This window comes from Saccharopolyspora kobensis (assembly GCF_900108315.1).
GTDB classification, from domain to species: Bacteria; Actinomycetota; Actinomycetes; order Mycobacteriales; family Pseudonocardiaceae; genus Saccharopolyspora; species Saccharopolyspora kobensis.
The window spans coordinates 312,808-335,251 of the sequence record NZ_FNVB01000006.1 but is presented as its reverse complement, the minus strand read 5'-3'; the positions used below and the strand labels follow the sequence as shown (position 1 = coordinate 335,251).

Genomic DNA, 22,444 nt, shown 5'->3' with positions numbered 1-22,444 from the left:
GTGCCGCCGCGTACGGTCCGGTCCGTGTTCCCGGGAGAGACGTGGCGGCTGCACCGCGGCGAAGAGCTGGTCGGCGAGATCGAGGTCACCGACGCGGACTTCCCGTGGCTGTCCGGACCGTTCCGGCCGCAACCGGCGTTCGCCGAGTTCGAGCCCGTGTTCGCCGCCGAACTCGAACTCGCGGAGTCCGACGACGACTGGGCGGCCTGGGAGCAGATCTACGACCGCATCAACGAGGCCCTGACGCTGGTCTCCCCGCGCGGCCCGGTGGCGGAGTTCATCCTCCACGTCCAGGACGGCGAAGCCTGGTTCCGCTGGATCGACGAGCCCCCGCCCCGCTGACCACCGTCGCCCGGGCGCGGCGTCGTGCAGCGGGTTCGGACGTATCGGCACGGGAGCGAGATCCGGGCGATAACCTGCGGTACGTGGCGAGGGACCCGAAGGACGAGCGGCTGATCGAGTGGACCGGCGAGCGGTGCGTGCCGTGGACCGATGACGTCCAAGTCATCTACGAGCACTACCACCGCTACGCGATGGCAGCCCGGTTCGTGCGCGGCAAGCGGGTGCTCGACCTGGCCTGCGGAGAGGGCTACGGCGCCGCGCTGCTGGCCGCCGAGGGCGCCGAGGTCGTGGGCGTGGACATCGACCCCGACACCGTCGAGCACGCCAAGCGCAAGTACGGCAGCGGCGACGTCACCTTCCAGCTCGGCTCGATCACCGATCCCGACCTGCTCGCCGACGCCGCGCCCTTCGACGTGATCGTCTGCTTCGAGGCCATAGAGCACGTCGAGGACCACGGCGCCGTGCTGCGGCTGGTCAAGTCGCGGCTGGCCCAGGGCGGGCTGTTCTTCAGCAGCACCCCGGACACGGCGGTCTACTCGCACGAGCACGGCAACGACAACCCGTACCACGTCAAGGAACTCACCGCCGACGAGTACGAATCCCTGCTGGAGGGCGCGTTCCGGCACGTGGCGGTGCTCAAGCAGAACGTGACGGTCGGCTCGCTGCTCACCCCCGCCGATCCCGGCGACCCGGACACCGCGATCGAAGGCGTCCGGCTGCAGACCATCGACCCGGGCGAGGACGGCTGGACCCTCCGGCAGGGCGTGCCGCACACCTACCTGCTCGGCATCGCCTCCGACAAGCACCTGCCGAAGCTGCCCGCCGCCGCCCTGCTCACCGACGCCCAGCTCACCCTCGCCCGCCGCAGCGGAGACGTCGCGCCGATCATCGAGCAGCGCGACGCCGCGGTCGCCGACGTCGCCAAGCTCAACGACCTCTACCAGCGCAGCCGGGACGAGGCCGAAGAGCTCAAGAGCGTGATCGGGCGGCTCGAAGAGCTGCGCAAGAGCGAGGAGCAGCGCGCCGACCAAGGAGTCCGCGAGCAGGCGAAGCTGCGAGCGGAGCTCGACCGGCTCGGCGGCGAGCTGCGCGAGCGCCGCGAGAGCGCGGAGCGCGACGCGGCGCGCATCGAGTGGTTGCGCGACACCGTCGCGCGGCTCGAAGGACGCGTAGCGGACGCCGAGCGGCAGGCGGCGGAGCTCAGCGAGGCGAACGCCGAGCTGGCGGCGCAGAACTCCGCGCTGGTGCAGCGCGCGGTGACGAAGTACCGCAAGGTCGTGGAGCGGGTGGCGCCGCGCGGGACCGCGCGCCGCGACGCCTACGAGATCGTCCTCGGCCGCAAGCCGGGCGTCGTGCAGGCCGAGGAGGTCGTCGAGACCGGCCCGCTGCCGGTGCCGCGCAGCGACCAGCCGCTGGTCAGCGTGATCGTGCCGGTGCACGGCAAGTGGCCCTACACCCGGCAGTGCCTGCGGTTCCTTGGCGGGCACGTGGTCTCCGTGCCGTTCGAGGTGATCGTCGTCGACGACGCCTCACCGGACGACAGCGCCGAGAAGCTCGCCGCCTGCGAAGGCGTGCGGCTGGTGCGCGCCGAGCGCAACCTCGGGTTCATCGGCGCCTGCAACCTCGGTGCCGAGCACGCCCGCGGCGAGTACCTGTTCTTCCTGAACAACGACGCCGAGGTCACCGAGTCCTGGCTCGACGTCCTGATGGACACGATGCGCTCCGACGACCGCATCGGACTGGTCGGCGCCAAGCTGGTGTACCCGGACGGCAGGCTGCAGGAGGCCGGCGGCATCGTGTGGGCCGACGGCAACGGCTGGAACTACGGCCGCAACACCGATCCCGGTGGCGCCGAGTTCAACGTGGTCCGCGACGTCGACTACTGCTCCGGGGCCGCGATCCTGGTCCGCAACGACGTGTTCCGGGAGGTCGGTGGCTTCGACACCCGCTACGCGCCCGCCTACTACGAGGACACCGACCTGGCGTTCGCGGTGCGCGCGGCCGGCTACCGGACCGTGGTGCAGCCGAAGGCCGTCGTGGTGCACCACGAGGGCGTGTCCAACGGCACCGATCTCAGCACCGGGGTGAAGAAGCACCAGGAGATCAACCGCAAGGCCTTCGTGGCGAAGTGGGCGGACACGCTCGCCGCCGAGCACCTGCCGGAAGCCTCGCCGCGCAACCTCTGGCTGGCCCGCCACCGCGGCACCCGCGGCCACCACGGGCCGATCGTGCTGGTCAAGGACCACCAGGTGCCGCGGCCGGACTTCGACTCCGGCTCGGTGCGGATCCGCCGCGTGCTGGAGCAGTTCGTCGAGCTCGGCTGCCGGGTGGTGTTCTTCCCGGCCAACCACGCGCACCTGGAGCCCTACACCACGGAGCTGCAGCAGCTCGGCGTCACCGTCCTGCCCGCACCGGAGCTGCAGCAGGCGTTCCTGCACGAGGCCGGTTCGGAGATCTCGCTGGCGCTGCTGTCGCGCCCGCAGGTCGCCTGGAGCCTGGTGGAGGAGCTGCGCACCTGCGCGCCGCAGGCGGTGATCGCCTACGACACCGTCGACGTGCACTTCCTCCGGCTGGAGCGGCAGGCCGAGGTCGCCGAGCGGCAGGGCGACGCGGACAAGGCCGAGGCCCTGCGCCGCAAGGCCTTCGCGTCCCGGCAGATGGAGCTCGGCCTGGCCAGGGCGTGCGACGTCACGCTGGTGGTCTCGGAAGCGGAGCGGGCGCTGCTGGGCGAGCTCGTCCCCGAAGCCGACGTCCGCGTGCTGTCCAACGTGCACGAGGTGGACTGGAGCCCGGCGCAGCCCGACGGCCGCAAGGACGTCGTGTTCGTGGGCAGCTTCGACCACCCGCCGAACGTCGACGCGGCGCGCTGGGCGGCCCGCGAGATCATGCCGCTGGTGCGCGAGAAGTGCCCGGAGGCGGTGCTGCACGTGATCGGCAGCAACCCGACCGACGAGGTCCGCGCGCTGGCCGGGCCGGGCGTCGAGGTGCACGGCTGGGTCGCGGAGCTGGAGCCGCACTACGCGCGCAGCCGCGTGACCCTGGCGCCGCTGCGGTTCGGCGCGGGCGTCAAGGGCAAGGTCGGCGAGAGCCTCAGCCTCGGGGTGCCGGTGGTCGGCACGACGGTGGCGGTCGAGGGCATGCACCTGGAGCACGGCAAGGAGGTACTGGTCGCCGACGACGCGCCGGGCCTGGCCGCCGAGGTGATCCGCCTGCTCAGCGACGACGAGACCTGGCAGCGCCTGGCGGAGGCCGGGAAGTCCGGTATCGCCGCCCAGTTCGGCCCGGACGTCTCCCGCGCCACGCTGCGAGAGCTCCTCAAGACCGCCGACTACGAAGCCTGACCGAAGCGAAACGGCCCGTCCTCCTCGGTTTCGAGGTGGACGGGCCGTTTCGCGTCGGTCGTCAGTCGCGGACGGTCGGCGGGGTCTTGGCGAGCTGCTGCGAGAGCACGTCCTTGAACTTCTGCTCGGCCTGCTCACCGCTGGAGTCGATGATGACCACCCAGCCGTGCGACACGTAGGCGGTGCGGAAGGTGCTGCCGGTGGAGACGACCTCCACGCCCTTGTACGACAGGTCCTCCTCGACGGCCAGGCCCTGCTGGGCGTCGAGGTACTTCTGCACCACGGTGGAGGCCGCGTCCGGGCTCGGCATGCGCAGCGCGAGCAGCGTGACCTGCGGCGGGCCGTCGGTCTTGGTGAACCAGCCGTCGGTCAGGCCGTTCTGGATCGCGGTGTCCAGCACGGCCTGCGGCTGCAGCACGCCGGCCTTGTGGCCCTGCAGCGCGGGCAGGTCCAGCGGACCGTTCCACGGGTGCGCCGGGCCCTCCACGCCGACCAGCACGTCCTGCGGGTTGGCGGGCGGGTTCGGGTTGGCCGCGGGCGGCTCGGGCAGTTCCTTGGTCGTCGGCGGCGGCGGGGTCTGCACGGTCGGCTCGGCCTCGATGACCTCGCCCGGGCTGTCGTTGCCGCTGGTGAAGAAGAAGATCAGCGCGACGATCAGGCCGACCACCAGCACACCGCCGATGGACAGCCCGGCGATGAGCTTGCCCTTGCCGGACTTGCCCGCGCTGTCGAAGACCTCGGGGCCCTGCCGCATCCAGGCCGCGTCGCCGTGCTCCGGCTGCCCGCCGGGCAGGTCGTCGCCCCACGGGGTGCCGGTGCTCTCCACCGGGCCCCAGCCCTGCTGCGGGCCCCACTGCGGCTGCTGCGGTGGCGGCTGCTGCGCCGGCCACTGCTGTTGCTGCTGGTTGAGGTTGACGACCTGGGTGCTCTCGGAGTCGTTCTGCGGCGGCTGCGGAGCGACCGGGTTCGGCACGACCTGCGTGGCATCACCCGAGACCTGCTGCTGCGGCTGGGCCTGCTGCTGCGCCCCCTGCGCAGCGGCGTCTCCCCAGCTGAAGGCGGGCGGGAACGGGCTGCCCTGCTGCTGCGGAGTACCTCCGGCCGGAGTGCCGGGCTGCTGCGGCAGACCACCCGACGGAGTGCCGGGCTGCTGCTGCGGGAATCCGCCGGAAGCAGGTCCGTTCTGCCCGCCTTGAGCGCGACCGAGCACGGCGTCCCGCCGCTGGCGATACTCCTCGGCGGAAATCCGACCCGCCGCGAGTTCGGCGTCGAGATTCTGCAACTCGTCTTGCCAGGTCACCGATGCGCCCTTTCCGGATTGAACAGCGAACGCCCCCACATGCGATCGATCGCCATTCTGGCACCCGGTCGGTGGGCTGCGGGGCACCGGCCGGATAACGATCCGGCCCCCGGTCTGGTCGTGCCGGGCGGCTACGAGGTAATGGGTCCCCAACCGCCGCGCCCCCAGCTAGGCTACGCAGCGTTGACCTCTCTGGCGGGGGCATTGACTTGATGGGGTGATCTGGGTGGGTGATGCGCGGGTCGTGCACACCCGTCCGGAGTTGTTCGCCGAACCGCACCACGGCTTCGCCTGGATCCGGATGATCGGTGCGGTGCTGGTCATCTACGGTCACAGCTCACCGCTGGCCGGCGAGGGAGTGCTGTTCTCGAAGGACTGGGCGCTGCGGCCCGACGACGGCGTCCTGATGGGCTTCTTCGCGATGAGCGGCTTCCAGATCACGGAGAGTTGGCTCCGCGACCCGCATCTCGGCAGGTTCGCGGCGAAGCGCGTCCTGCGGCTGTGGCCGCCGATGCTGACCGTGACGTTGGCCATGGCGCTGGTCATCGGCCCGCTGGTCACCACCCTGTCCGCGGGTGACTACTTCGCCGCGCACGGCACCTGGGGCTACATCGTCAACAACGCCGGAATGCTCACCCTCAAGCACGAGCTGCCCGGGGTGTTCACGGACAACCCGTGGCCCGACGCGGTGAACGGTTCGCTGTGGACGCTGCCGATGGAGCTGCTCGCCTACGCGGGCCTGTTCCTGCTGCTCGTGGTCGGCGCGGGCAAGGACAAGTACCGCTGGATCACGGTGGTCGCGCTGGTCGCGCTGGTCATCTGGGACCGGCACCTGGACCAGATCCCCGGTGCGGAGTCGGCCGGTTCGCTGCTCAGCGTCCCGGTCGAGTCGCTGGTGGCGTTCCTGGTCGCGTTCGCCTTCGGCGTGGTGCTGAACCTCTACCGGATCCCGCTCTCGCCGCTGGCCGCGGGCGCCGGGCTGGTGGTGCTGGCGCTGATGCCCAACAGCATCGCCGGCTCCTTCCTGATGGTGTTCGTGGTCAGCTACGCGGTGGTGCTGGCCGGGCACTACTGGCCCGCCCGGCTGACCGTCCCCGGGGTGTGGGTCAACGGCAGCTACGGCGTGTACGTGTGGGGATTCCCGATCCAGCAGCTGCTGGCCATGGCGGGCGTCCGCAACCAGTGGCTGATGCTGATCTGCGCGGCACCGCTGGCGTACGTGATCGGCACGCTGTCGTGGAAGTTCATCGAGGACCCGACGATGAAGCTGCGGCACTACCTCACCCCGGCCCCGAAGAAGAAGGACGATCCGGTCGACGTCGAGGAGCCCGAGGAACCCGAAGCGGACGACGAGCCCGAGCCGAAACCGGCCCCGGAGGCGACGACGAAGGTGACCGCGGTCGGCCGCCCGGGCCGTCGCCGCGCGGCCACCCCGCCCCGCGGCACGCCGGCGCAGGACGACCGCCCGCCGACACCGCCTCGCGGCACGGCAGCGCAGGACGACCGACCTCGTCCGCCGACGCCTCCCCGCGGTACGCCGGTGCCGGAAGCCGACCGCCCGCGCCGGAGGGCGGAGGGCGCCGACCAGCCGCGCCGGGTCAGGCCCGTCGGCGAGGTGAAGCCTGCCGAGCAGCCCGCCGTGCCGCCGCGCCCGGACATCGGCGTCGGCCGCCGGAGGCGCGCGGAATCCCTGCCGAACCGGGCGGACGGGCCGGTCCGCCCGCTGGAGTCGCGCAACGGCGCACCGCAGGACCGCGGCTCCATGCCGACCGGCATCGCCCGCCCACCAGCGGACTTGCCGCCGAACGGCCACCAGGGCACTTCCGAACCCCGCAACGGCGCGGCACCGGGCCGCCCGTACCCGCGCCCGCAGCGTCCGATCGACGCCCCACCGCGCCGCCGGGCGGCCCCGCTCCAGGAGGACTCCGCGCTGGCCAAGCGCCTGGTCGGCGACGTGGAACCCCGGCAGACGCCGCCGGGCCGACCGCGCCCACCGGCTCGGCGCGCGGGGACCGGCCGGCACGCCCGCCCGGAGCCCCCGCCGAGCCCGGACGAGGAGACCCGTCCGCATCCCAAGCACCAGGATCGCCGCTGATCGAGGCGTACCCTCGGGAACATGGCGCTTTTCGGTGACAAGACGAGCCTGATCGACCGGGCGGCTGCCCTGCCCGGGCGGGACACCCCGCTGCCGGTCGCGGAGTTCCACGCGGTGCACCCCGATCGCCGGATCGTTCCGCCGTTCCCGGACGGCTACGCCACGGCGGTCGTGGGCATGGGCTGCTTCTGGGGCGCGGAACGCGTCTTCTGGCGCACCGAAGGGGTGTGGACCACCGCGGTCGGCTACGCGGGCGGCTACACCCCGAACCCGACCTACGACGAGGTCTGCTCCGGCCGCACCGGGCACACCGAGGTGGTGCTGGTCGTCTTCGACCCGAAGGTGATCAGCTACGCCCAGGTCCTGAAGGTGTTCTGGGAGAACCACGACCCGACCCAGGGCATGCGCCAGGGCAACGACATCGGCACCCAGTACCGCTCGGCGATCTACCTCACCGACGACGCCCAGCGGGCCGAGGCCGAGGCCAGCCGCGAGGTGTTCCAGCAGGCCCTCAGCGCCGCGAACCGAGGCGAGATCACCACCGAGATCGCCCCGCTGGAGGCCTTCTACTACGCGGAGACCTACCACCAGCAGTACCTGAGCGACGCCAAGAACCCGAACGGCTACTGCGGCCTCGGCGGCACCGGGGTCTCCTGCCCGATCGGCACCGGAGTGACCGCCCAGGGCTGACGGAAACCTGCTCGTTCTGCGTGGCGGAACCTGAGCGGTTCCCTGGAGCTGCGGGTGCCCCTCCTGATGTACGTCCGACTACACGGCGGAGGGGCCGTCCTCGCCAGGAAACCGCTCAGAACCCGCGGCGGTGCCGGTTGCGAGGGTGGGTTGAGCGCTGCGCGCTTGCGACAGCTCATGCCGTTGTCGCGACACCTCGCGGCTGCGGCCCGAAGGATCCGGATCGACCGCTCAGCGGGAGCGGAGGACTGCGACGCCGTCGCCCTCGAGGTCGTCGCAGTACGCCGTGCGGCCGACCATCGCCATGATCAGCGCCAGGGTGGTCCCGGACGCGGGCTGCCCGGCGCCGGTCTCGAACGGCCCGTCGTTCGCGGCGAGCCGCAGACCACCGATGCGGCCCTTCGCCGGGACGACGAGGTCGGAGCTGCGGTAGTACTCGGCCAGCTGCGTGAGCGTGCTGATCGGGTAGTCGCGGCGGATGCCCAGCGGCCGGCGGACGTCCTCGCCGTGCACGATCACCTCGCCGAGCATCGCCACCACCGGCAGCGGTGGCTTCGTCCGGCTCGTGATGACGCGGCGGAACCGGTCGAGCGTCTCGGCGCCGTCCGCGCCCAGGTGCTCGGCCAACCGCATGGCCACCTGCTTGTCGAAGTCGAAGCGGCAGCGGATCACGCCCGCCAGCCACTGCACGGGGTTCAAGCTCGCGGCCGCGGTGATGTGCGCGAGCACCTCCCGCACGGTCAGCCCTTCGCAGAGCGACGGCGTCGACCACTGCTCCTCGGAAAGCCCCGATAGATCAGCCGCCAGCGCTTCGCGCTCCTCGTGGACCAGCTCCCAGAGCCCTGCGGTCATGTCCGTTCCTCCGCGATGTCGAAACTGCCACCCCATGGACTCCGCCCACGGCGCAGAATCATCGCAACCCGGAGAAGAACTCCACCGATCTCAGCCCGCGACGACCAGCAGCTCCTCGACGACCTGGCGGGCGACCGGTTCGAGTTCCGCGGTCGGCGCCGCAGCGCTGTAGCGGACCGCGATCGTCATGTTGGCCTTGGCCGCGACGAGCTGGACGTCGCGCGGGCTGCGGATCACGACCGCGCGGGCGTCCAGGTCCGGCACTTCGGCCGCGCCCGGTTCCAGTTCCAGGTAGTCGAGGAACTGGTCGACGTAGGCGGTGTCCGGGCGTGCTTCGCGGTCGAACTCGATCGCCATCTCGACGTGCAGCCGGGTCTTCCGCTCGGCGTGCACCGGTCCTTCGGTGCGCCACTGGCACTTCGAGCTGTGCCTGCCGCCGTCGATGCCGTGCCGCTGCTCGTAGACCTCGGTCTGCCGCGGCTGGAACGCCTGCTCCAGCGAATGCGGCGAGACCGACTCGCACGTGTTCGGCACGCTCGTGTAGCCGGAGGCGGTGGGCGAGGGCATGATCCAGCCGGCCGCGGCGAGCCCGATGCCGACGGCGAGCACGCACAACCCGACGCCCGACAACCGCCGCACCCGCGAACGAGTGGCACCGGACATGCAGCTCCTCCCGCGCACGGCGGCCCGTGCTTCGAGGAGGGAGCTTATCGGCAGGGCGCACCGCCCGGAACCGCCCGGCGGGGCCGATCCGGCGACGGCGACCGGCCGGAGCAACGCGGAATTAATTCAAATCCGGTTCAGCATTCGCGAATTAATCCTGCGCGCGCTGAATGGGGAACGGGGATCGTCGGCTGTTGCGGTGATCCCCGTTCTGAAAATCGGCGCACGAACATGCGCGCGAAATGGGATGTGCCGCGCCCGCCACCGAGCGCGGCACATCCCCGAACTCAACCGTTTGCGCCCTGAGCGTTCTCGCCCTGCGCGTAGCTGTACGCCCAGCCGTCGCCCTGGACGTAGCTGTGGGACGAGCCGCCCTGCGCGCTGCCGCCCTGCCCGCCGTCGCCGGATCGGGCGGAAGTGCTGGTAGTGGTGGTGGTGGAAGTCGTCGAAGAGGTGGTGCTGGAGGTGGTGGAGCTCGACCCGTCCTGCCAGGAGCTGAACTTCTGCCCGTTGATCTGCCAGCCCCAGGATTCCGAGGAATTCGGCTGCTGGTAGGGCTCGCCAACGGCATTGGCGACCCCGCCTCCGATGCTTCCGAGAACTCCGAAGGCCAGCAGACCAACAACAACCCGACGCATGAAAAACCCTCCAAAAACCGAGAACAAGGCGCCAACGAGAAGATCACACCCCACCAACCCGCGCACCCCGCACAACCCGAGAGTCAGGAAAATTCCCAATTTCGAGCGAACCCAAAACCAAAAAGAAGATCAACCCAAACCCAAACCCACCAAACAACCCAAACCAACACGAAGACGACACCCGGCAAGACCCGAACCCCAGCCGTCAAGCTGCCAAGCCCCAGAAACCGAGCGACACGACCAGAACCAGGTCACCAACGAAGAAGCAACCCACAAACAACCCACCGATGCCAGGACCCGGCGACCCCACCGAGGTCAGCGCCGAACCGCTGGTCCACAACCCAGGCCGAGCACACCACTCAAGGTAAGGAGCACGCGAAACCCAACCCCCGCACCGTGGGGGGCTTGGGGGGTTCGAACCCCCCAACAAAATGGCGAGGAGCCGCAGCCAAAACGAAAGTTTGGCACACGGCTCCCAGCTCTGAGCGGATGACGGGACTCGAACCCGCGACCCTCACCTTGGCAAGGTGATGCGCTACCAGCTGCGCTACATCCGCATCTTCATCGCCCCGGTGGGCTGTTGGTGACTACTCTAGCCCATGCTTCCGAGCATGTTCACCGGGGGGTCCCAATTGATCAGAACGGGCGTCGCGCGGATGGGTTCGACGCTCGGCGGAGATCCGCGTCCGACCGCCCTGACCTGGCGTTATTCCGTTCGGGTCGGGTGTCGGCCGGAGGCGCTCCGGCAGCGGCGGGCGAGCTCGTCCGGGAGGACGCGGGGCCACGCGTGTGGGTGGCGGCGGAGGTTGCGGTCTTCGGCGCGGCCGACGACAGTCTGATGGTGACGTGCCCGGCGCGGTCGGTGGTGACCGGCGCCCGGCGTCATCTGGGGGAGTTCCACCGGCGCGCAGCGCGCTGCTGGCGGCCGATCGTTTCGCGGGTTTCGCCGAGATCCACCGCGACCTCCTGGTGCCGCCGCCGTCCGGGGCGTCGGCGGTGGCGATTCCGGCCGGTGCGGAGGGGTTCGCCGGTCGGCTGGGCTGGGGGAGGAACGTTGGGGCTGAGCGAAGCTGCGGTGCTGTCGTCGGAGGACGGGGCGCTGCTGGCGCGGTTGCGGGCGGGCGACGATTCCGCTTTCGGGGAGCTGTACCGCAGGCACGCGCCCATGGTGCGGCGGTTCGCGCTGAGCATGCAGCGGCCGGGGATCGACGTCGACGACGTGGTGGCGGAGGTCTTCTTGCGCGTGCTGCGCGCGGTTCGCGCCGGGCGCGGTCCTCGGGACGCGATCAGGACGTACCTGTTCACGGCGGTTCGGCGGGTGCTCGCGGAGTGGGCGGCCGCGCGGCGGGACGAGCCGATGAACTCCGACGAGCTGGGCGAGCACGTGCCGCGGCAGGGCGATCACCAGGTGGCCCAGGCGGAGGGCGAGTTGCTGGCCAGGGCGTTCCTGCGGCTTCCCGCGCGGTGGCGGGAGGTCCTGTGGCGCACCGAGGTGGAGGGGCACCGGCCGGCCAGCATCGCGCGGCAGCTCGGCCTGACGCCGAACGCGACCGCCGTGCTGGCGCACCGGGCGCGGCGCGGGCTGCGTGAGGCGTATCACCAGGCGTCGGATCTGCCGGTCGCGCGGTCGCGGAGGTGCTTGCGCCGCGCTTGACGTGCTGCCGCGGGGTTGGCCCGGGCGTCGGACATGATCGACAATGGGCCCGTTCGGGAACGACTATCACCCGTCGGGCCCATGACGCGCGCGGTACCGTTGCTTCACGCTCGGTTAGCGCCGGGGTTCCAGTGGCGAAGCGATGTTTGGTGAGGCGACCAGCCCGGGTGGGCGGGGAGGCGACGATGAACCGGGTGGTGCGGGGCTCCGACGGCCGCGAGTGGACCATCAAGGCGAACCTGGAGTGGTCCAATCCGATCGCGGCGGAGGAGTTCGAGCACGACGTCAACGGCGGTGCCGGTCCCGGCGTGGTGATGGGCGGGGTGCTGCTGTTCCTGGTCGTGCTGTTCGTGATCTGGACGCCCGACGAGGTGTACGTGCCGTCGTGGCTGATCCTGCTGCTGATCGTGGCGGTGCTGTTCTTCCCGGTCCGCTGGGTGCTGCACCGGCCGTGGACGGTCACCGCCGCCACGCCGGGCGATCACGAGGAGAACCCGCCGGAGACCTGGGTGGGCGTGGTGCGCGGCTTCTACGACGTCCGCAAGGAGGTCTCCGAGGTGGCCCGCCACATCGAGCTGTACGCCGAACCCGACATGAACGGCAGCCTGCAGCCGGTGGAGTGATCGCCGGGTGAGCGCTTCGGGGTGCCGCAGCCCCCGGAACGCTCACGGAGACCGCACACTGGTGTCGTGCCGGAACTTCCTGAGATCGAAGCGTTGGCGCAGCACCTGCGCGACAACGCCGTGGGTCGGAGCGTGGTCCGGGTCGACGTCGCGTCGATGAGCGTGCTGAAGACGGCCAGTCCGCCGTGGACCGAGCTGCACGGCCGCACCGTGACCGGGGCCGCGCGCCACGGCAAGTACCTGGACCTGGACTGCGACGGGCTGCACCTGGTCTGCCACCTCGCGCGGGCGGGCTGGCTGCGCTGGTCGGACAAGCTCTCGCCCGCACCGCCGAAGCCCGGTCGCGGGCCGATCGCGTTGCGCGTGCACCTCGGCGGGGTCGGGTTCGACCTGACCGAGGCGGGCACCCAGAAGAAGCTGGCCGTGTGGGTGGTCGCCGATCCGGCCGAGGTGCCGGGGATCGCGAAGCTCGGCCCGGACGCGCTGGAGCTGGACGCCGACGGGCTGGCCGCGATCCTGTCCGGGCGCACCGAGCGGATCAAGACGCTGCTCACCGATCAGTCCGCGCTGGCCGGGATCGGCAACGCCTACTCCGACGAGATCCTGCACGCCGCGAAGCTCTCGCCCTTCGCCACTTCGGGCAAGCTCGACGCCGATGCGGTGGCGCGCCTGCACGAGAGCACGCAGGAGATCTTGAAGGACGCGGTGCAGCGCTCGCTGGGCCAGGACGCCGCGCGGTTGAAGGCGGAGAAGCGCTCGGGGTTGCGGGTGCACGCGCGGACCGGCTTGCCCTGCCCGGTGTGCGGTGACCTCGTCCGCGAGGTGTCCTACGCGGATCGGTCGATGCAGTACTGCCCGACCTGCCAGACGGGTGGCAAACCACTGGCGGATCGCCGGTTCTCCAGGCTGCTGAAGTAGTTGTCCACAGGTTGTGGATGAATTCGGTGGTTGTGCACAGCTGAATAGCCGCAGGTGGAACTGGTCCATACCGCTGAACGGAAGAGTGAGGTACCGCTTACCGATGGAAAGCGCGCACTGAGCGTAGCCGTCTTGATTCCTAGTGTGCGCATCGGGCAGATTGATGTTGTGGCGGAGTTGTTGACTGAGCGGACGGTGCTGACCACGCTCGCGGCGCTCGCCGTGCTCGGCATGTTCGTCCTGCTGTGCCGGGCGCGTCGGGTGAGCACCTCGGTGGAGGACGCGACGCTGGCGGCGTTGCACCGCGTGACGAGCGCGGCTCCGCACCTGCGCGCCGGGCTGACGCCGGCGTCGGCGGACAAGGCCGCGCCGCACCTGCGCGAGCTGCTGGCGTGCGTGGCGGTGGGCATCGTGGACGCCGACGGCACGCTGCTGAGCTGGGACGGCGAGGCCAACCACCACTACGCCGACCTGCGCACCAAGATCGAGCAGGTGCTTCGCACCGGCAAGCGCGAGTTCCTCGACCACGGCGACGTGACCTGCGAGCACCGGCCGTGCCCGATGCGGCACGCCGTCGTGGTGCCGCTGGAGGTGGAGGACGAGACCCGCGGTGCGCTGGCGGTGATCGCCGGTGGCGACCGCAAGCGCCTGCTGCGGGCCGCTGCCGAGGTCGCCAACCACGTGTCCACCCAGCTGGAGCTCGCGGAGCTGCAGGAGTCCAAGGAGCGGCTGGCGCAGGCCGAGGTGCGCGCGCTGCGGGCGCAGATCTCGCCGCACTTCATCTACAACGCGCTGAACACCATCGGCTCGCTGATCCGCACCGACCCGGAGCACGCGCGGGACCTGCTGCAGGAGTTCGCCGACTTCACCCGCTACTCGTTCCGCACCAGCGGGCTCTACACCACGCTGGCCGACGAGATCCGCAACATCGACCGCTACCTGATCCTGGAGAGCGCCCGGTTCGGCCCCGACCGGCTCAAGATCCAGCTCAAGATCGCCCCGGAGGTGCTGCCGGTGGTGGTGCCGTTCCTGGCGCTGCAACCGCTGGTGGAGAACGCCGTCCGGCACGGCCTGGCGAACAAGCCGGGCGGCGGCACCGTGTCGGTGACCGCCGAGGACAACGGGACCGAGGCGCTGATCAGCGTGGACGACGACGGCATCGGGATGGACCCGGAGCGGCTCGACGCGGAGCTGGCCAACGCGCACCTGACCGGCGCGCACGTCGGGCTCGGCAACATCAACAACCGGATGCGGGCGACCTTCGGCAACGACTACGGCCTGGTGGTGGAGACCGAGCAGGGCGCGGGCATGAAGGTCATCATGCGGGTGCCGAAGTTCGCGCCGGGCGTGCGTCCGCTGCCGCCGCCGGCTTACGACGAAACGGGCATCGGGTTGGCGGCCGGGCCCGCGGTGAGCCGGTAACGTCGGGGTATGAGCGAGAAGGCGCCGCAGAAGTTCACCGACCTGTTGTCCGGCAAGTTGTCCGCGAAGCTGCCCGGCAAGCTCGCCGAGCGAGCGGAGCGCGGGCCGGTGGTGGCGGTCGTGAAGCTGCACGGCGTCATCACCTCGACCCCGTCGCCGATGAGCCGGCCGACGATCTCGACCCAGACCGCGGAGTCCGCGCTGACCCGCGCGTTCGGCCACGACCGGCTCGCCGGGGTGGTCCTGGCGGTCAACTCGCCGGGCGGCGCGCCGACCCAGTCGGCGCTGGTGGCGGACCGGATCCGGGAACTTGCCGCGGAGAAGGACGTGCCGGTGCTGGCCTACTGCGAGGACGTCGCGGCCTCCGGCGGGTACTGGCTGGCCTGCGCGGCCGACGAGATCTACGCGCACCCGACGTCGATCGTGGGATCCGTCGGCGTGGTCAGCGCGAGCTTCGGGCTCACCGGGCTGATCGAGAAGCTGGGCGTGGAGCGCCGGGTGTACACCGCGGGCGAGCACAAGGTGCGGCTGGACCCGTTCCGCCCGGAGAAGGAGGAGGACGTGCAGTGGCTGCGCGGCCTGCAGGGCGAGCTGCACGAGCAGTTCCGGGACTGGGTGCGCAAGCGCCGCGGCAGCAAGCTGCAGAGCAGCGACGACGACTTGTTCTCCGGCGAGGTGTGGACCGGCGCGAAGGCCGCGGAGCTCGGTCTGGTGGACGGCGTGGGTTCGCTGCGGGAGATCGTCAAGGAGAAGTTCCCGGACGCCCACCTGCACATCGTCGAGCAGCGCAAGCCGCTGCTGGCCCGGCTCGGCATGTCCTCGTCGGTCCGCCTCGGCGGCTCCCCCGCGGACGCGGTGCTGTCCACTGTGGAGGCCCTGGAGCACCGGGCGATGTGGAACCGCTTCGGGCTCTGAGCACGGTTTTCCGCGCTTGTCCTGCGTGGCGGTGCGGGTGGTGGCCACCCTGCGGGAGTCGCAGCGCCCGCCTGGACCGCCGGATCGGCGTTCTCGGGTGTGCCCGATGCACGGCGAACGGGCTGTCCTCGCCAGTCGAACGCTGAGAGCCCGCGGCAGTGCAAGCGCCGAGGGTGGGCGCGCGGCTGCACCGCTTTCAACGACGAGGTGATGTCACGGGCCCCGTTGGAAAGGTGATCCCGGAACGTGATCGACCGCAGTCCGAACCGAAACTGCGGTCGATCTCGGCGTGCCCGGGCGGCGCTGGTGCGGACGGTGATCGCGGCCGTTGCTCTGCGTCGACGTACCTGCTTTGGTTGTCACTCGTTCAGCCGCAGTTGCTGGGCTGAACGGGCGAATAACCGTTGCGCCGAGGGGGGAATTTCGTGGTAAGCCCCCTGAGAACCACCGCGCTCCGTTAGCAATTAGCTTTGTTGGCAAGGCGTGACTGGACTCACTCGGGGCGAGTGGGGATGCGACGGCAGGATATGGCGTGCAGTGAGTACACGAGAGAACCCCGCAGGCCTCGTCGTTCTGGCCGTTGACGACGAGATGGCCGGGCTGGACGAGATGAAGTACCGGCTCGGCAGCAATCCCAGGGTCGGACGGGTGCTGACGGCCTCCGACGCCGCCGAAGCGCTGCGCCTGCTCCGCAGCGACGATCCCGACCTGTTCGGCCAGCGCGACGCGGACGAGTCCATTGTGGATGCCGTGTTCGCGGACGTGTCGATGCCGGGCCTCAGCGGGATGGAGCTGGCGCGGGTGCTCACCGCGTTCCGCAACCCGCCCGCCCTGGTGTTCATCACCGGGCACGAGGAGAACGCCCTCGAGGCCTTCGAGGTCGGCGCGCTGGACTACATCATGAAACCGGCGAACGCCGAGCGGATCGATCGCGCGCTGCGCACGATCGAGAAGAACAAGCTGCAGGCGGCCAAGGGTCCCCGCGCGCTGGAAGCCCCGGCGCCGGACGACGAAGAGGTCATCCCGGTCGAGCTGGCGGGCACCACGCGGATGATCCCGCGCAAGGACGTCCGGTGGGTCGAGGCGCAGGGCGACTACGCGCGCCTGCACACCACCGAGGGCTCGCACCTGGTGCGAATCCCGCTGGCACAGCTGGAGGAGCGCTGGGCCGAGGCCGGTTTCCTGCGCATCCACCGCTCCTTCCTGGTGTCGTTGTCACTGGTCACCGAGCTGCGGATGTCCTCGTCCGGGTACTCGGTGGTGCTCGGCGGCGGCCAGCCCAAGGAGCTGCCGGTCAGCAGGCGCCACACCCGCGAGCTCAAGGACAGGCTGGTCCGGGCGCCGCGACAGAACTGGGGCCAGCAGTGACCCGCGGTTCGGCCGGATGAGTCCCGAGGGCTTCGACATCCGCGGCCGGCTCGGCGAGTTCACGCCCCGACCGCGCCGCAAGCGCGTGGTGCTCGCCGACCGCCGCCGGACCCGCCAGGTCGCGCGCACCATCATGGAGCTGGAGGAGCAGAACAGCGTCGGAGAAGTGCTGGTCACCAGCCTGGTGAAGGCGCAGCTGCGCAGCGCGCTGGTGCTGACCGGCGTCGTGGTCGCGGTGCTGTTCGGGCTCCCGGTGCTGTTCTGGGCGGTGCCGTCGATCGGCGATCTGGCGGTGCTGGGCGTCCGGTTGCCGTGGCTGCTGCTGGGCGTGCTGATCTACCCGTTCCTGGTGCTGATCGGTTACCTGTGCACCCGGCGGGCGGAGCGGCACGAGCGCGATTTCCTCGACATGGTCGAGAAGTGACGCCCGTGAGCGACGACTTCGGTGCGATGGCCGCGAACGCCTGGTCCCTGATCGGCGTCGCGCTGATCGTCGCGGCGACCTTCGCCATCGGGATCTGGGGCTCCCGGTCGGCACGCACCACGACGGACTTCTCCGCCGCGCGGCGGGAGGTCCGCGAGGAGCACAACGCCGCGGCGATCTCCGGCGAGTACCTGTCGGCGGCCTCCTTCCTGGGCGTCGCCGGGCTGGTGCTGAAGGACGGTGTGGACGCGCTCTGGTACCCGATCGGCTTCGCCGCCGGATACCTGGCGCTGATGCTGTTCGTGGCCGCTCCGATGCGCCGCTCGGGAGCCTTCACGCTGCCGGACTTCGCGGAGGCGCGGCTGGATTCGCTGCGGCTGCGCTCGTTGTGCACCGCGCTCGTGGTGCTGATCGGCTGGCTGTACCTGGTGCCGCAGCTGCAAGCGGCCGGGATGACCTTGGCCGCGATCGTCGGTTTCCCGTACTGGGCCGGGATTCTCGTGGTCGCGGTGATCGTGCTGGGCACCGTGGCCACCGGGGTGCTGCGCGCGGTCACGCTGGTGCAGGCGTTCCAGTACTGGGTGAAGCTGTTCGCGATCACGGTGCCCGCCTTCGCGCTGTTCGTCGTGTTCCTCGGCGGCGCGCAGCGGCAGGCGCTCGACGCCCCGGTGCCGCCGGTCTTCCCGATCGACACCGCGGTCCGCATCGACACCGACGTGCGGCTGACGGTCCGCGAACCGGTGTGGCTGGCCGACCAGGACGGCACGCTCTACCTGCAGCCGGGGGAGCACACCTTGCCCGCGGGCAGCGAACTGCGCTTCCCGGCCGGGGCGTCGGTGCCGGTGGTGTCGGACGCGGAACCGGACAACGCGACCTGGCTCCGGCCGGAGCGCGACGGGGCGATCGGGCTGCTGGAGACGTATTCGGTGCTCGTCGCGACGTTCCTGGGCACCATGGGTCTGCCGCACGTGCTGGCCCGCTTCTACACGAACCCGAACGGCACGGCGGTCCGCCGCACCACGCTGTACGTGGTGGCGATGCTCGGGGCCTTCTACCTGTTCCCGACGATCTTCGGGCTGCTGTCCCGGATGTACGCGCCGCAGCTGCTGGTCACCGGCGAGACCGATGCGGCGGTCCTGCTGTTGCCGAACGAGATGCTGGGCAGCAGCTGGGTGGGCGGGCTGCTCGCGTCGATCACCGCGGCCGGGGCGTTCGCCGCGTTCCTGTCCACCTCGTCGGGGCTGGTGGTGAGCCTGGCCGGGGTGCTGTCCTCGCGCGACGTGCTGCGCGGGCGCTCGCTCGACTTCCGGCTGCTGGCGGTGCTGGCCTGCCTGGTGCCCGCGGTGCTGGCGCTGCTGGCGGACAGCCACGACATCGCGCGCAGCGTGGGGCTCGCGTTCGCGATGGCCGCTTCGACGTTCTGCCCGGTGCTGGTGCTCGGGATCTGGTGGCGCGGGCTCACCGCGGCGGGCGCGGCCAGCGGCATGGTGGTCGGCGGCAGCCTGGTGCTGATCGCTGCGCTGCTCGCGTACTTCGTGGGCCGCGGGGAGACCTGGTGGGCGACGCTGATCGGGCAGCCCGCGCTGATCACCGTGCCGGTCGCCTTCGCGGTCACCGTGGTGGTCAGCCGGGCGACCAGGGCCCGGGTGCCCGCCGGGGTGGGGCGCGTGATGCTGCGGCTGCACGCGCCGGACCGGCTCGGATTCGTGGACCAGAAGCCGGTCGCGGAGCCCGCCGACCAGCCCGAGTCCCGGGGACGACACCAGCGCTGAGCGTGATGCCTCCTCGGATTGTTTAGTCCGTTCGTCGGATTTTGCGCAGAACCTTCGTCACTTTACGTGAGTAGATGTCTGAACCATTCGGATTCAATAGTCCGAACGGGTGAAATCGTCATGTTGAGTTGCATTTTCATGACTGCGATTGGCCTTCATCAACTTCACTCGATCGTTAGCTTGTGTACTCCTTCCGGGGCTTCACAGTTGTGGGCGAACTACGTAGCGTTCCCGCCTTGAAAGCGATTCAGGCTCGCGTCCCGGCATCCCCGGGCCGGGGCCTTTTTCATCTGGGAGGGACCCCGTGAGCACCACGGACCAAGTCGGGTCCGGGTCCGGTATCGACGCCGAAACCTGGGCAGCTGCGCAAAGCAGCCCCGAATTCACCGCCTTGCGGCGCAAACTGCGCAACTTCGTCTTCCCGGTCTCGGCGCTGTTCCTGGCCTGGTACCTGGTTTACGTGCTGCTCGCCGACTACGCGCACGGCTTCATGAGCATCAAGCTGGTCGGCAACATCAACGTCGGGCTCGTGCTGGGCCTGCTGCAGTTCGTGTCCACCTTCGCCATCACGACCTGGTACGTCCGCTACGCCAACCGCAACCTCGACCCGGTCGCGGAGGAGATCCGCGAATCCCTCGAAGGCGGTGCGGCCCCGGCGTCCTCCGAGAAGGGTGACGCCGACAAGGGCGACGCCCCGGTGGAGGACACCGAGAAGAGCGATGCCCCGACGGGGGACGCCAAGAAGGACGATGCCCCGGCCGAGGACGCCGAGAAGGGCGATGCCCCGGCGGATGAGGCCGAGAAGGGCGATGCGCCGACGGCGGATGCCGAGAAGGGCGATGCCCCCGCGGATGACGCCGAGAAGGGCGAACCCGCTGCGGACGACACCGAAGGAGGCCGGGAGAAGTGATCGCCGCGCTGTCCCCGCTGGCCCAGAACGAGACCGCGCAGAACAGCGCGCTCAACATCGGCATCTTCGGACTGTTCGTCGTCGTCACGATGGTCGTGGTGTTCCGCGCCAGCCGGAACACGAAGACCGCCGCCGACTACTACGCGGGCGGCCGGGCCTTCACCGGCCCGCAGAACGGCGTCGCGATCGCCGGTGACTACCTGTCCGCCGCGTCCTTCCTCGGCATCGCCGGGGCGATCGCGGTCTACGGCTACGACGGCTTCCTGTACTCGATCGGCTTCCTGGTGGCCTGGCTGGTGGCGCTGCTGCTGGTCGCGGAGCTGCTGCGGAACACCGGCAAGTACACGATGGGCGACGTGCTCAGCTTCCGGATGAAGGAACGTCCGGTGCGCACCGCCGCGTCGCTGTCCACGCTCGCCGTGAGCTTCTTCTACCTGCTCGCCCAGATGGCGGGCGCCGGTGGCCTGGTGGCGCTGCTGCTGGGCATCACCAGCAAGTCCGGTCAGGCCCTGGTCATCGCCGTGGTCGGTGCGCTGATGATCGTGTACGTGCTGGTCGGCGGCATGAAGGGCACCACCTGGGTGCAGATCATCAAGGCCGCGCTGCTGATCGCGGGCGCGCTCGTGATGACCGTCTGGGTGCTCGCCATGTACGGCTTCAACCTGTCCGGTCTGCTCGGCCACGCCGCCGAGGTCGCCGGGCCGTCCGTGCTCGACCCTGGTGCGCAGTACGGCACGAGCGAGACCAGCAAGCTGGACTTCGTCTCGCTCGGCGTCGCCCTGGTGCTCGGCACCGCCGGTCTGCCGCACGTGCTGATGCGCTTCTACACCGTGCCCACCGCCAAGGAAGCCCGCCGCTCGGTGGTCTGGGCGATCTGGCTGATCGGCCTGTTCTACCTGTTCACGCTGGTCCTGGGCTACGGCGCCGGCGCGCTGGTCGGGCCGGAGGCGATCAAGGACGCCCCGGGCGGGGTGAACTCGGCCGCGCCGCTGCTGGCGCTGGAGATCGGCGGCCCGCTGCTGCTGGGCTTCATCGCCGCGGTCGCCTTCGCCACCATCCTGGCCGTGGTCGCCGGTCTGACGATCACCGCGTCCGCCTCGTTCGCGCACGACATCTACGCGAACGTGCTCAAGAAGGGCAAGGTGGACGACAAGAACCAGGAGGTCAAGGTAGCCCGGATCACCGCGGTGGTGATCGGCGTCGTGTCCATCCTCGGCGGCATCGCGGCCAACGGCCAGAACGTCGCGTTCCTGGTGGCGCTGGCCTTCGCGGTGGCGGCCTCGGCGAACCTGCCGACGCTGCTGTACTCGCTGTTCTGGAAGCGGTTCAACACCACCGGTGCGCTGTGGAGCATCTACGGCGGTCTGGCGGTCACGATCCTGCTGATCGTGTTCTCGCCCGCGGTCACCGGCAGCGAATCCGCGATGTTCCCGTCGCTGGACATCGCCTGGTTCCCGCTGAAGAACCCGGGTCTGATCTCGATCCCGGTGTCCTTCCTGCTCGGCTACCTCGGCACGATCTTCGGCAAGGAGAAGGTCAACGAGGCCAAGTACGCCGAGATGGAGGTCCGCTCCCTGACCGGAGCAGGCGCCGAGAAGGCCATCTCGCACTAGAGCTCTTTCCAGGCTCGTTGTGCGTAGCGGTGCGTGTGGCGGAACCTCAGAGGCTGCCTGGCTGCGGGATCCCGTTCTGATGTATGACCAATACACGGCGAACGGGCTGTCCTCGCCAGGCAACCTCTGAGAACCCGCGGCGGTGCGAGTTGCGGGGGTGGGTTATGCGCCTGCGGCGCATGCGGCACCTCCGGAGACGCCGCCTGAGTCGTCGCCGCTGCGGACAACGGCAAAGCGGAGGGGAACTCGACTTCAGGGCTCGCAGAGCGCCCGTCCGGTTTCGAGCCGGGCGGGCGCTCTGCTGCTCATGTCGGGACGAGTTCGGACTCGGCGGCGGTGAAGTGGACCTCCCACATGCCCTCGTCGGCCGGCTGCGGCTCGACGAGGGTGATCAGCGTCTGCACGCGGGGATCCGTCATCCGGACGAAGCCGGTGAAGCGGGGCAGTCCACCGCCGTCCGGTACCTCGGCCAGATGTCCCCATTCGCTGCCGTGCGGCCAGCGGAGAATGGCTCGACGAGACACGGGAACCCCTTTCGGTCGGACCTGAATCGAGCAAGCAAGCGAACCTTCGCACGAGATGATCTTGCTTCGCCAATTTCGAGGGCAGGACCGCCTGAAAGCGTGAACAACCACGAAACGGCCTCGCGTTTCGCCTGGTCAAAGCGCTGTTTCCAGGCGCATCGGCTGCCTCGGGGCCCGGCCCGTCCCGGAAGCGGTGGAGCCGGTTGGTCCGCGTTCACGACTGACACCGCCCCGGTTCGCTCGTTCCAACCCCGCCAGGTTTCCCGGCCCGGACCGCTGCGATGCCTGATGTCGCTCGAACGTCCGGCGGAGCCCCACCGCCGGGCGACGGCGCTCACGCGACGAGTTCACCGGGCGGGCCTCACGCGGGCGCCACGCCC

General features: G+C 70.3%; 18 protein-coding genes, 1 tRNA gene and 1 pseudogene. 14 read left to right on the top strand and 6 right to left on the bottom strand.

Annotation, left to right across the window (positions count from 1 at the left end; genetic code table 11):
- Positions 1-24 precede the first annotated feature (24 nt).
- Together C4T78_RS22000 and C4T78_RS21995 are read left to right on the top strand one after the other, a co-directional pair.
- Positions 25-342 carry a hypothetical protein gene (locus C4T78_RS22000; protein ID WP_093350973.1) on the top strand — a complete coding sequence of 106 codons (318 nt, stop codon included), beginning with the start codon at positions 25-27 and terminating at the stop codon, positions 340-342.
- 191 nt (positions 343-533) lie between these two features.
- Positions 534-3,683, top strand: a complete 3,150-nt coding sequence (locus C4T78_RS21995; protein ID WP_235863464.1) for a glycosyltransferase — start codon at positions 534-536, stop codon at positions 3,681-3,683.
- A 61-nt stretch (positions 3,684-3,744) separates the two neighbouring features.
- On the opposite strand, the gene C4T78_RS21990 is transcribed toward C4T78_RS21995, so the two are convergent.
- The gene (locus C4T78_RS21990) at positions 3,745-4,983 is read right to left on the bottom strand and encodes a hypothetical protein (protein WP_093350977.1); all 1,239 of its coding nucleotides are present in this window, start codon (positions 4,981-4,983) and stop codon (positions 3,745-3,747) included.
- A 226-nt stretch (positions 4,984-5,209) separates the two neighbouring features.
- Here C4T78_RS21990 and C4T78_RS21985 point away from each other — a divergent pair, with 226 nt between their 5' ends.
- Together C4T78_RS21985 and msrA are read left to right on the top strand one after the other, a co-directional pair.
- Entirely contained in the window at positions 5,210-7,078 is a 1,869-nt protein-coding gene (locus C4T78_RS21985; RefSeq protein ID WP_093351212.1) for an acyltransferase family protein, read from the top strand.
- A 21-nt stretch (positions 7,079-7,099) separates the two neighbouring features.
- Positions 7,100-7,768: a peptide-methionine (S)-S-oxide reductase MsrA gene (gene msrA / locus C4T78_RS21980; protein ID WP_093350980.1), complete on the top strand. Its 669-nt coding sequence runs from the start codon at positions 7,100-7,102 to the stop codon at positions 7,766-7,768.
- A gap of 231 nt (positions 7,769-7,999) precedes the next feature.
- Here msrA and C4T78_RS21975 read toward each other — a convergent pair whose 3' ends face one another.
- The 4 genes from C4T78_RS21975 to C4T78_RS21965 form a co-directional block, all read right to left on the bottom strand.
- Entirely contained in the window at positions 8,000-8,620 is a 621-nt protein-coding gene (locus C4T78_RS21975) for a maleylpyruvate isomerase family mycothiol-dependent enzyme (RefSeq protein WP_093350983.1), read from the bottom strand.
- Between the two features lie 90 nt (positions 8,621-8,710).
- Entirely contained in the window at positions 8,711-9,283 is a 573-nt protein-coding gene (locus C4T78_RS21970; protein ID WP_143185796.1) for a hypothetical protein, read from the bottom strand.
- Positions 9,284-9,570: 287 nt separating this feature from the next.
- Positions 9,571-9,921: a hypothetical protein gene (locus C4T78_RS36140; RefSeq protein ID WP_143185798.1), complete on the bottom strand. Its 351-nt coding sequence runs from the start codon at positions 9,919-9,921 to the stop codon at positions 9,571-9,573.
- A 484-nt stretch (positions 9,922-10,405) separates the two neighbouring features.
- A tRNA-Gly gene (locus C4T78_RS21965) sits at positions 10,406-10,478 on the bottom strand.
- Between the two features lie 497 nt (positions 10,479-10,975).
- On the opposite strand from C4T78_RS21965, the gene C4T78_RS21960 reads away from it, so the two are divergent.
- The 10 genes and pseudogenes from C4T78_RS21960 (at position 10,976) to C4T78_RS21915 (ending at position 21,540) form a co-directional block, all read left to right on the top strand.
- On the top strand, positions 10,976-11,575 hold the full coding sequence (locus C4T78_RS21960; RefSeq protein ID WP_093350989.1) for an RNA polymerase sigma factor: 600 nt from the start codon (positions 10,976-10,978) through the stop codon (positions 11,573-11,575).
- Between the two features lie 185 nt (positions 11,576-11,760).
- Positions 11,761-12,198 (top strand): DUF983 domain-containing protein, encoded by a 438-nt coding sequence (locus tag C4T78_RS21955; protein WP_170210228.1) that lies wholly within the window; start codon positions 11,761-11,763, stop codon positions 12,196-12,198.
- 66 nt (positions 12,199-12,264) lie between these two features.
- Positions 12,265-13,116 (top strand): Fpg/Nei family DNA glycosylase, encoded by an 852-nt coding sequence (locus C4T78_RS21950; protein WP_093350992.1) that lies wholly within the window; start codon positions 12,265-12,267, stop codon positions 13,114-13,116.
- 168 nt (positions 13,117-13,284) lie between these two features.
- Positions 13,285-14,538: a GAF domain-containing sensor histidine kinase gene (locus tag C4T78_RS21945; protein ID WP_093350995.1), complete on the top strand. Its 1,254-nt coding sequence runs from the start codon at positions 13,285-13,287 to the stop codon at positions 14,536-14,538.
- Positions 14,539-14,547: 9 nt separating this feature from the next.
- Complete coding sequence (locus C4T78_RS21940) at positions 14,548-15,453, top strand: S49 family peptidase (RefSeq protein WP_093350998.1); 906 nt, start codon at positions 14,548-14,550, stop codon at positions 15,451-15,453.
- A gap of 537 nt (positions 15,454-15,990) precedes the next feature.
- Entirely contained in the window at positions 15,991-16,821 is an 831-nt protein-coding gene (locus tag C4T78_RS21935; RefSeq protein ID WP_093351001.1) for a LytR/AlgR family response regulator transcription factor, read from the top strand.
- 16 nt (positions 16,822-16,837) lie between these two features.
- Positions 16,838-17,245 carry a hypothetical protein gene (locus C4T78_RS21930; RefSeq protein ID WP_093351004.1) on the top strand — a complete coding sequence of 136 codons (408 nt, stop codon included), beginning with the start codon at positions 16,838-16,840 and terminating at the stop codon, positions 17,243-17,245.
- Between the two features lie 26 nt (positions 17,246-17,271).
- A complete protein-coding gene (locus tag C4T78_RS21925; RefSeq protein WP_093351214.1) occupies positions 17,272-19,017 on the top strand; it encodes a sodium/solute symporter in 1,746 nt (581 codons plus the stop codon).
- A gap of 304 nt (positions 19,018-19,321) precedes the next feature.
- Positions 19,322-19,669: pseudogene (locus tag C4T78_RS37080) on the top strand (DUF485 domain-containing protein); the annotation flags it as partial.
- A gap of 254 nt (positions 19,670-19,923) precedes the next feature.
- A complete protein-coding gene (locus tag C4T78_RS21915; protein ID WP_491572060.1) occupies positions 19,924-21,540 on the top strand; it encodes a monocarboxylic acid transporter in 1,617 nt (538 codons plus the stop codon).
- Positions 21,541-21,845: 305 nt separating this feature from the next.
- On the opposite strand, the gene C4T78_RS36135 is transcribed toward C4T78_RS21915, so the two are convergent.
- Positions 21,846-22,064, bottom strand: a complete 219-nt coding sequence (locus C4T78_RS36135) for a hypothetical protein (protein WP_143185799.1) — start codon at positions 22,062-22,064, stop codon at positions 21,846-21,848.
- Between the last annotated feature and the right edge of the window lie 380 nt (positions 22,065-22,444).

Excerpts from the sequence above, each read along its gene's own strand:
- C4T78_RS21995 (WP_235863464.1), top strand. The coding sequence starts at position 534 with ATGGCAGCCCGGTTCGTGCGCGGCAAGCGGGTGCTCGACCTGGCCTGC.
- msrA (WP_093350980.1), top strand. The coding sequence starts at position 7,100 with ATGGCGCTTTTCGGTGACAAGACGAGCCTGATCGACCGGGCGGCTGCC.
- C4T78_RS21975 (WP_093350983.1), bottom strand. The coding sequence starts at position 8,620 with ATGACCGCAGGGCTCTGGGAGCTGGTCCACGAGGAGCGCGAAGCGCTG.
- C4T78_RS21970 (WP_143185796.1), bottom strand. The coding sequence starts at position 9,283 with ATGTCCGGTGCCACTCGTTCGCGGGTGCGGCGGTTGTCGGGCGTCGGG.
- C4T78_RS36140 (WP_143185798.1), bottom strand. The coding sequence starts at position 9,921 with ATGCGTCGGGTTGTTGTTGGTCTGCTGGCCTTCGGAGTTCTCGGAAGC.
- C4T78_RS21955 (WP_170210228.1), top strand. The coding sequence starts at position 11,761 with ATGAACCGGGTGGTGCGGGGCTCCGACGGCCGCGAGTGGACCATCAAG.
- C4T78_RS21940 (WP_093350998.1), top strand. The coding sequence starts at position 14,548 with ATGAGCGAGAAGGCGCCGCAGAAGTTCACCGACCTGTTGTCCGGCAAG.
- C4T78_RS21930 (WP_093351004.1), top strand. The coding sequence starts at position 16,838 with ATGAGTCCCGAGGGCTTCGACATCCGCGGCCGGCTCGGCGAGTTCACG.
- C4T78_RS21925 (WP_093351214.1), top strand. The coding sequence starts at position 17,272 with ATGGCCGCGAACGCCTGGTCCCTGATCGGCGTCGCGCTGATCGTCGCG.